Here is an 8,021-nt window from a genome sequence, read left to right on the forward strand (position 1 = left end):
AACTTAACAAAGCAATAGGTTGTTCACCACCTTATTTTCCTTCCTTTGCGTCCTTTGCGAAATCTTCCTTTGCGCTCTTTGCGGTTAAATCTTTATACCTTTAAAAAACTTGAACATCAAGTATAAATAAGGCATGAGAATAATCGTTCCGTTAGGAACATAATATCGGTAGAAATAGATAGACAAATCAATTAGTTCCGTAGGAACGATATATTGGTAGAAAATTTATGGAAAGATGAATTATACAAATACATCATGGGTATTATCAAGAACAGTAACTATTCAGCCACTGATTAACACGGATTAACACGGATAAAGACAGATGTCAGAGGACAGATGAAAGGGGGAAACGGAGAAAGGGAGAAATGGGGAGAAGGAGAGGAGACACGAGGCACTATACCTGAATTTTCAGCCATCAGCCTTGAGCCTAATTACGGACACGGAAAACGGACACGATTCACGAATTTTCAGTGTTTCATCCGTGTCCATCTGTGGCTGAATAGTTACTTTTAGTTTTAAGTTGTAGTTTTGAGCTTTGCGTTTTGAGATTTGAGTTATAGTTATATATTTTTATCTATACCTGAATGGTTACCTTTTTTTTTCATTTTTTTCCTCCCTACGATGGCTTTGCACGAAAAGGGTACTAAAAATCTATGCCCGCACTCTTCACATTCCACATAGGCAAATCCATCCTTTGGCTAACCATACCGCGAGGATTTATCAACTACCTTATCCACCACAAATCTGAAATTACCATAAGTCTTGATTGGTTCCATAATTATGACTACGATTCAAAAACTACAGATAGAAAATTACAATTATCTTAAGAATTGAATATCTTTCCAATCCCATATTCTTTTAGGCTCAATATCTATATTAACTGGTGTAGCATTCCACAGAAAGGCATTCCAGTCGTTAGCACCTTTGAACTGAATAAAAAAACTTAATATTATTAAGCCCATAAAGATAAAATTTAAACATATCTTTATTTTACCTTTTAAAGTATTTAATTTTTTTATAAATGGAATTAATAAATAGATAAAATATGGAATCATATCTGAAAAATGCCGTTGCCCAAAAGCGTGTCCTCCCCACCAGATAGGGAAACGAGATGATATCATAATCCAATGTAAGATTATTATCATAAAAATATATAATGTTAATATATCAAAAGGTTTTTCTTTACTTTTTAATACTAATCCATAAATCGAAAATAATAAAACAGGCGAAAATATAAATAGTCCCCTCGATGGACTCACTAAATTCCCTGATAGTGCTTCAAAAAAATAAGGAGATAAGCATATTTTACTGTCAAGATAGTACGGTGATATAATATTGTGATATATACTAAAATTGTAGATTAGAAATGGTATAGTAATAATAAGTGTCCCCAAAATGTACTTTATAAAATACTTTCTATGGTATAAAAAAATATATGTAGTTATAATAATTATTGATAGACTATTTGTAGGCCGAACGATAAAGGAAAAACTCAATGGTAAGCCTACATATTGGAGTAGATGAGGTTTCTTTTGGGATAATAAAATAATATACAAAGAGATTGTTAATAGTAATATAGATGGACCATGTGGCCATAATGCCCGACTGGCTGTTGACCATGTGGATGTACAAAAGGCAAATATAAAAGTTAACAACAACGAATATCTATTATTTAAATAACCTCTTGAGATTAAATAAATAAATATTGATGCAACGGCTATAATTAGGGAAGCTATCAATATTTCAGCAAATCTACAAACTGCTACACTCGCGATATCCTCACCATGATAATAATAATGAGCTTTTATAATTTCACTTATCTCAGGCGATAAAAACAATGTTAGTATTTTATCAATTAAATAAACAAAAGGAACAGCAATAACAATAGCACCAATTGGATATTTGGTATAATAGTGTCCTTTAATATTTTCTATTCTATAATCTTGCCTTGGCATATATTCATTTAAATCTGTATTGCCTTCTTTAATAATACTTTCTGCCGTAGGTATAATCCAGCTTGAATCAAGTGAAGTAATAACTATACTATAGACATGACTGGTAAATACAACTATAAGAATACTTATAACAATTAAAGTATTTGAGTTTAACTGATAGGAATTTGCTTTTTTGGGCATTTTGGATGTTACCTTCACTTTTGCTCAAGACGGGGATATTTTACCAAAATCTTTCCCTATTGTCAACAAAATTTGATCCACCTGTGAAATATAGCGGTTATTAACTGGAAGTTTACACAGGATAATACCCATAAATAAGGCATGAGAATAATCGTTCCGTTAGGAACATAATATCGGTAGAAATAGATAGACAAATCAATCAGTTCCGTAGGAAACGATATATTGATAGAAAATTTATGGAAAGCCATTTACCGATATATTGTCCCTATGGGACATTATTTGTATTTCTAAGTAAAGTTTTGAATAATAACTGCTATAAATTTCAATGTGGAAAGATTGAAAGAAAGGAGGCATAAAGAGATTTGTTCTGTAACATCTCTCTGCCCTTCGTGCTCTTCGTGGTGAATAGTTACTAATTTTATTCAAATAATTTATCACGGTCTATTCTGTTAGAGGTAGGCTAAAATTTTTGGTGCCGAAGGGGGGATTCGAACCCCCACAGAGTTACCTCCACCAGACCCTGAACCTGGCGTGTCTGCCAATTTCACCACTTCGGCAATATAGGAAGGTAATCGGTTATCAGTCATGCGTCCAACGATAGAATTTAGCGGCGGCGGCGAGGATTGCCACTAAACTTTATGTAACCGTTCAGCCACAGAGGCACAGAGTTCACAGAGAATTAGAGAAATTAGCCACAAATGGACACGAATTATAGCACTTATTAATCGAAATTTGACATAAATATAGCTATGAAATTCCAAATCACAAATTCCAAATTCCAAACAAATTCGAATGACCAAAATTCAAAACATTACCCCCCATAGTTTGGTATTTAGTACTTGAAATTTGGTGCTTATTTGAGATTTGGTGCTTGGGATTTGGGATTTTTCCCTTATCCACTGTGAGTAAAATTTTGACTAATAACTGCTATATTCCCTCTGTGTTCTCTGTGACTCTGTGGCTATATCCCTGAACGGTTACCTTATTTAACTATACATCTGTTCCCAGATAGAGATAAAGGTTTCAACCACCTTTGGGTCAAACTGGGTTCCTGCTTTATTTTTAAGTTCATCTATGGCTACTTCAGGGTCAATTCGCTCACGATAAGGACGCTCTGATGTCATCGCATCAAAGGCATCAGCAACGGATAATATTCGAGCCCCAAGTGGTATTTCTTCTCTTTTAAGTTTATCTGGATAACCTGTGCCATCATAATTTTCGCGATGATGCCGAACTATTTTTGCAACAAACTCCAAAAAGGAAACAGAGGCTAAGACATCTGCACTTTCAGCTGGATAGCGTTTCACCACTTCATATTCTTCATTAGTCAATCCACCAGGTTTCTCCCAGATAGTATTATCAATTCCCATTCTACCAATATCATGTAAAGTTGCGGCGATACCAAGTGTTTTTAATTCATCTTCTGGTAAATTTAACTTTTTACCCATCATTTCAACATAATGTCTTACCCTTGAAGAATGTCCTCTTGTATAGTTACTCCTGGCATCAATAGCATCCGCTAAGGTACAAATAGTATTGATATAAATCTTTTCAAAATCCTGATATGACTTTTTTAGGTGTTCCTGCTCACTTTCGTGTAATGAATGAGTTTTTTTTAATTCTTCAGTATAATTCACTGCTTCTTGATGAAAAGACTTTAATCTTTCCACCAATTCTGGAACTGGAGTTGTCTTTTCTTTTTTCATCCTATTTCACCTCCAGAACAACGGGGTTTTGCTTTCTGACTTCTGTCTTCTGTTATTCTTTCCAATAAAGGATTCTCACACAACCTTCACATCTAACAAGATGTGAACCAGATTTTACTTCATTGATTACCTGTGGAGGCAGTTTTATAAAACATCCCTGGCAGGCATTATCTTTAACCTGAACTACAGCTAAATTATTTTTATGTGCCCGAATTTTTTCATAAAGTGCTAATGTCTCTTTTGCTATCTTTTCAGATATCTCATCTCTATCTTTAGTCACAGAGTTTAATTTATTGGTATTTAATTCAATTTGTCGATTAGTTTCTTGTTCTTCCTTTTTAAGTTCAACTAATTCCTTTTCTAATTCAATAGTTAAAGAACTAATTTTATTAACTAAATTATCATTTGCATCAAACAGTTTGAGAATATCTTCCTCCACTCTACCTTTTTCTTCCTCTGCTTTTTTTATCTCACTATCTAAAGAAACCATTTCTTTTTGTGTTTTTACCTCGTATATTCTTGCTCTAAATTTTTTCAATTCATCTTCTATGGTTTGTAATCTTCTTTCTTTGGTTCTTAGTTCTTTTTCTACATTTTCTTTATCTTTTCTTTTTTGATTCAATTCATTTTGTCTGGCATGGTAGGATTGTTTCCATTGTTCTACCTTCGTGGGTAAATTTTTAATTATTTGATTTAATTCAAAAATAGCGGTATCTTTATTTTGGAGGCTGACTAAAAGTTGTATCTGCTCATTCATTCTCTATCTCCTAAATACCTGGTAACTAATTACCAGTCACCAGTTACCAATTACCAGTTACCAATTACCAGTTACCAATTACCAGTTACCAAAACTGGTGGGCGGTACAGGGGTTGAACCTGTGACCTCATGCATGTGACGCATGCGCTCTCCCAATTGAGCTAACCGCCCTAATTTGGTGATTGGTAACTCGTAATTGGTTAAATGGTAATTACCACTCACCAGTTACCAATTACCCAAAATGGTGGGCCCACAAGGATTCGAACCTTGGACTCCCGGATTATGAGTCCGGAGCTCTAACCGCTGAGCTATGGGCCCACATCTATAATTATACGATACATAGTTATTTTTGTCAAATAATTTCTTTACTCGGATGTAATGGGTCAGTCTTCTTTGTTCCTCTGCGTCTCTGCGGTAAATTATCACCTACACGGTTACTTTTACTCTAAATAATCTTTTAATTTTCTACTTCGAGTTGGGTGGCGGAGTTTTCGTAATGCCTTTGCCTCTATCTGCCGAATTCTCTCCCGGGTAACATTAAACCTTTCTCCGACTTCTTCTAATGTTCGCGGGGAACCATCTTCTAACCCAAATCGTAATCGTAGAACCCTTTCTTCCTGAAGAGAAAGTGTTTTTAACACCTTTCTTAATTGGTCTTGTAGTAAGGCAAAAGTAGTTGCAATTACAGGGGATTCAACTGATTTATCTTCTATAAAATCACCTAAATGACTATCTGATTCCTCTCCAATTGGTGTTTCTAAAGAAATTGGGTCTTGAGCAATTCGTAAAATACCCCGCACTTTATTTGCTGGCCAATCTAATCCCTCTGATATTTCTTCTGGTAGAGGTTCGCGACCTAATTTCTGTATCAATCGTCTTGATTCCTTAACCACCTTATTTATCTGCTCAACCATATGCACCGGGATGCGAATAGTTCTTGATTGGTCGGCAATAGCTCGTGTAATTGCCTGCCTAATCCACCAGGTAGCATAAGTAGAAAATCTATATCCTTTCTTATATTCAAATTTTTCCACAGCCTTAATTAATCCCATATTCCCTTCTTGAATTAAATCAAGGAAAGATAATCCCCAATTAATATATCTTTTAGCAATACTCACGACTAATCTTAAATTTGCACTTACCATTTCTTCTTTAGCCTCTTCTATTAGTTTTTCGCCTTCCTTAATCTTTTCACCAATCTCAACTAATTTTTCAATGGAATCATCCATAATCTCAGTTTCAATTTGTTTCAGTTTTCTATGGTACTTCTTAATCTGGGTTTTTATTTCATCAATTTTTTTCTCATCAGATATATCCTTTAATCTATTTTCATATTCATCTATTTTCTCTTTAATCTCAGAAATATTTTGTATTATCTTCTTTATCTTATTTGCAATTCCTTGAATTAAATTTCGATGAAGATTCGCCTTTTGTAAAATACTTTTAATTCTTTCTTTTCTTTTTAAATCAGTTTCTTTATCTATCTTATTCAATAAATTTTTAATTTGTGTTGCCAAACGGGCTCTTTTTGCTGGAGATAATTCATCTTGCTCTCCGCCTTCAATATTCTCACTAATTCTTCTTTCTCCCCTATCTAATCGAATGGCAATTTTTCGTAATTCCTGTATAATTATACTACTATCTAAAACCGCCGCTATTAGTTTTTCCCATCCTAATTCCATTTTCATCGCCATTTTAATTTCTTCTTCTGATGAAAGTAAATTTACTTTCCCTATATCTCGCAAATAAGCCTTCACCGGGTCTTCAACAAATCCTTCTGTTTCTGGAAGTTCAAATGATAGTTTTTTACCTTCTTCATCCTTTTCAGGCAAAAATTCATCTACGATAGATATTCCTTGCTCGGCTAATTGAAAAAAAAGATTCTCCATCTGTTCTGGACTAATATCATCCGGAAGCATCTCATTTATCTCATCATAAGTTAATTCTCCTTTTACCCTACCTGATTCAATAATCTGTTCAATTTCATCTACAAACTGATTTTTTTTCAATCCTTATCGCCTCCTCTATAAAGAAGAACGCTCTCGGATAAAATTAAGCGGTAATTTTATTAGCCTTTGCACACCGCAAATTTTTCCTTCACCCCCACTTTTTAAGTAGAGAGTAGAGAGTAGAAAGTAGGAATTTTGTTTTATTTACTTCCTATTTCCCATTTCTTACTTCCTATTTTTATCCGAGAGGCTTCAAGAAAAGAAGTTAACGCTGAGTTCAGCGGCGGCGGGAGGATTGTCACTAAACTTTATAAGCACGATTACTCCTTCAGATACTACAAAACTTTCAATCACGGCACAATCCGCCGCCGTCCACTGCAACGCCTGGTTAGGCATACATTACCTTATTTGTCAAGGAACTGCCCGTTATTAAATTCCCCACGATATCTTCAGGTTAACTTCATGCGATTATTAGCCTGTTTTCTCACACTTATCTTTGTTTTGTACATCGGGTTGTTCTGGAACAATGACATTAAAACCCTCGTCTTTGACAAGTTGACTCGCCATCGTATCAGAACAAACAAACCGAGTATCTTGTTCACAATAGGTTGTCAAAAAGGCAAATTGTAGACTATCCAGAGTCTTTAAACCATGCTGTTCACCAAAACGACAGAGTAAATTATCTGCTTCCTCAATGACCAATGAAGAAAATTTGAGCACATCATAGCGTTGTTCCAAATCTTCCTGAAATTTTGTTAGGAGCGACTGAAGTGTGTCGAGCGTAATTGCCTGCTCACGATATTTTCGCATTACGGTGGCTATGAATTCGATACGGCTTAACTCAGAAATTGCAATTGGCTCATCACCTTTATAGATAACAAGTACTCTGTCTGTTCCGTCTTCACGATGGTAAATCTTTACTAATGCTGAGGTATCGAAATAATAATTCATATCCGTTCCATTCGGTCTTCTTTTACCGTCTCAGACCAACATTCGTGTGAAGAACTGGTCATAGTTAAAATATCATCAATCGTCATCCGGTTTTTTTGTGGTCGTGCAATTTGCTTAAGATGTTGAATGAGTTGTATTTGCTCATACAATAACCATAATTCATCACTTTTCATCATTGTCATCGCGTGATAAATTTTTTCTTTGAGTTTCATAAGCAGACTCCTTATTTTTGGTAATTGGTAACTGGTGAATGGTAATTAGTTACCAGTTACCATTTAACCGATTACTTACTTTATAATTTCGTGAAGCCCTATTATCTGTTCACCCCCCTGGCGAACAAGCAACGGATGGACACAATGTTATCTCCTCCAAAATCATAAATGCCTAACAATGAATTGAGGTGGCCGGGTTTGTCAAGACCATTTTTACTCTTTTTTTAGATGCATTGGGTATACCTCAAAGGGTAACGGAAGGAGCCCGTAGGGCGACTGGAGTTACCCTTTGACCAACCTCGCAAAACATC

General features: G+C 35.0%; 8 protein-coding genes and 3 tRNA genes. 2 read left to right on the forward strand and 9 right to left on the reverse strand.

The window, feature by feature from the left end:
• Positions 1-336 precede the first annotated feature (336 nt).
• Positions 337-513 carry a hypothetical protein gene (locus tag AB1414_11475; GenBank protein ID MEW6608052.1) on the forward strand — a complete coding sequence of 59 codons (177 nt, stop codon included), beginning with the start codon at positions 337-339 and terminating at the stop codon, positions 511-513.
• 305 nt (positions 514-818) lie between these two features.
• Here AB1414_11475 and AB1414_11480 read toward each other — a convergent pair whose 3' ends face one another.
• The 7 genes from AB1414_11480 to rpoD form a co-directional block, all read right to left on the reverse strand.
• The gene (locus AB1414_11480; protein ID MEW6608053.1) at positions 819-2,153 is read right to left on the reverse strand and encodes a hypothetical protein; all 1,335 of its coding nucleotides are present in this window, start codon (positions 2,151-2,153) and stop codon (positions 819-821) included.
• Between the two features lie 452 nt (positions 2,154-2,605).
• A tRNA-Leu gene (locus AB1414_11485) sits at positions 2,606-2,692 on the reverse strand.
• A 429-nt stretch (positions 2,693-3,121) separates the two neighbouring features.
• The gene (locus AB1414_11490; protein ID MEW6608054.1) at positions 3,122-3,841 is read right to left on the reverse strand and encodes an HD-GYP domain-containing protein; all 720 of its coding nucleotides are present in this window, start codon (positions 3,839-3,841) and stop codon (positions 3,122-3,124) included.
• Positions 3,842-3,893: 52 nt separating this feature from the next.
• Positions 3,894-4,598 (reverse strand): C4-type zinc ribbon domain-containing protein, encoded by a 705-nt coding sequence (locus AB1414_11495; GenBank protein MEW6608055.1) that lies wholly within the window; start codon positions 4,596-4,598, stop codon positions 3,894-3,896.
• A gap of 95 nt (positions 4,599-4,693) precedes the next feature.
• Positions 4,694-4,769, reverse strand: a tRNA-Val gene (locus AB1414_11500).
• Positions 4,770-4,840: 71 nt separating this feature from the next.
• Positions 4,841-4,916, reverse strand: a tRNA-Ile gene (locus AB1414_11505).
• Positions 4,917-5,038: 122 nt separating this feature from the next.
• A complete protein-coding gene (gene rpoD, locus AB1414_11510) occupies positions 5,039-6,607 on the reverse strand; it encodes an RNA polymerase sigma factor RpoD (protein MEW6608056.1) in 1,569 nt (522 codons plus the stop codon).
• Positions 6,608-6,842: 235 nt separating this feature from the next.
• Here rpoD and AB1414_11515 point away from each other — a divergent pair, with 235 nt between their 5' ends.
• Positions 6,843-6,980: a hypothetical protein gene (locus AB1414_11515; GenBank protein MEW6608057.1), complete on the forward strand. Its 138-nt coding sequence runs from the start codon at positions 6,843-6,845 to the stop codon at positions 6,978-6,980.
• Between the two features lie 38 nt (positions 6,981-7,018).
• On the opposite strand, the gene AB1414_11520 is transcribed toward AB1414_11515, so the two are convergent.
• Entirely contained in the window at positions 7,019-7,498 is a 480-nt protein-coding gene (locus AB1414_11520) for a type II toxin-antitoxin system VapC family toxin (protein ID MEW6608058.1), read from the reverse strand.
• Positions 7,495-7,710, reverse strand: coding sequence for a hypothetical protein (locus AB1414_11525; GenBank protein MEW6608059.1), 216 nt, complete (start codon positions 7,708-7,710; stop codon positions 7,495-7,497). The genes AB1414_11520 and AB1414_11525 overlap by 4 nt, the downstream gene beginning before the upstream one ends.
• Positions 7,711-8,021 lie beyond the last annotated feature (311 nt).

The sequence above is a fragment of the bacterium genome (genome assembly GCA_040755795.1).
In the GTDB taxonomy this organism is placed as follows: domain Bacteria; phylum UBA9089; class CG2-30-40-21; order CG2-30-40-21; family SBAY01; genus JBFLXS01.